A 1,096-nucleotide genomic window follows, 5' to 3' on the forward strand; every position below is an offset into this window, starting at 1 on the left:
CCCCCAGCCCCTCCCCGCAAGCGAGGACTACGGTGTACACACAAATCCTACCTGTCTGCATTTGAGCTTGTTCTGCCCCCTAAATCCCCCAATTTTGGGGGACTTTGAAAATTCTTGTTCCCCCAGAATTGGGGGTTAGGGGGCGATTCGATCACTTGTGTGTACACGGTAGGCAAGCGAGGAGGGGAGATGAAATGTAGCTTTGAGATGCTAGGATGCGACCAGATTGAGCATCGGGCGTTTATTTAGCTAGGCAAATCTAACTTACATTCGAGTGCTTTTTTTTGCATGGTTTTAAAAATGTTATAAAATCCATTAGCACGGGAAGGTGTGAGACTAACATTTAAACCCGTTTCTTGAATAAAATCTGGGGTGAGTTGCACAATTTCCGTAGGAGTTAGTCCATTTAAGCCTTCAATCAACAGCCCTACTAATCCTTTGGTCAACTGGGAATCGGAATCACCTTCATATACAACCTTACCGTCATCCAGGGCTGCGGTGATAAAAACTTGAGATACACAGCCAGGAACTTTGTTTTCTGGAACTTTGCCAGTTTCTGGGAAATCCTTGAGCTTCTGAGCATACCAGATTAATTGTTCGTAGCGCCGCTTCGGTTCAGTAGCACGTTGAAAGCGCTGGACGATTTTAGCGAGAGCAGGTGGCAAAGAATCGATAATTGAGGACATAACAGAAGCTGCAAATAATCAGTCTTACTTTGAGTGTAGATGATTTTGTCAGCGAATCGCGTCTTTCAGCAGATATGATCGTTGAGATGACAGCTGACCAATTTGGCGCTGAAATAATCATCATCAAGTCGGTTAACGACCCTAAGTACCACGCGAACTGAGAAGAGGCGGATCTTTTTCAGAATATTATAAAATTTCCGCATAGATCACAAACTTGGTTACAAGAATCCCCAATTGTAAATCCTGAGTCCTGAGTTAATTATTAGCAGTTCTCAGCCCTTCGAGCTTTTCAATTCGGTAATTCTGAATTTCATTCTGCGAGACCACCTCAGACCGCAGCAGCTTGATTTCAGATGTGATTTCAGTGACACGGTTACCGATGGTAAACCCCCCACTAACTAAATAAAGTC

1 protein-coding gene is annotated in these 1,096 nt (G+C 44.1%); it reads right to left on the reverse strand.

The annotated features are described in order from the left end of the window. Positions 1-245 precede the first annotated feature (245 nt). A complete protein-coding gene (locus tag AACX33_RS06315) occupies positions 246-686 on the reverse strand; it encodes a SufE family protein (RefSeq protein ID WP_194003472.1) in 441 nt (146 codons plus the stop codon). Positions 687-1,096: the final 410 nt, after the last annotated feature.

This window comes from Nodularia sp. LEGE 04288 (assembly GCF_963896525.1).
Taxonomy (GTDB): Bacteria; Cyanobacteriota; Cyanobacteriia; order Cyanobacteriales; family Nostocaceae; genus Nodularia.

Bases quoted from the DNA above. Each gene is read 5' to 3' on its own strand.
- AACX33_RS06315 (WP_194003472.1), bottom strand. From the start codon at position 686: ATGTCCTCAATTATCGATTCTTTGCCACCTGCTCTCGCTAAAATCGTC.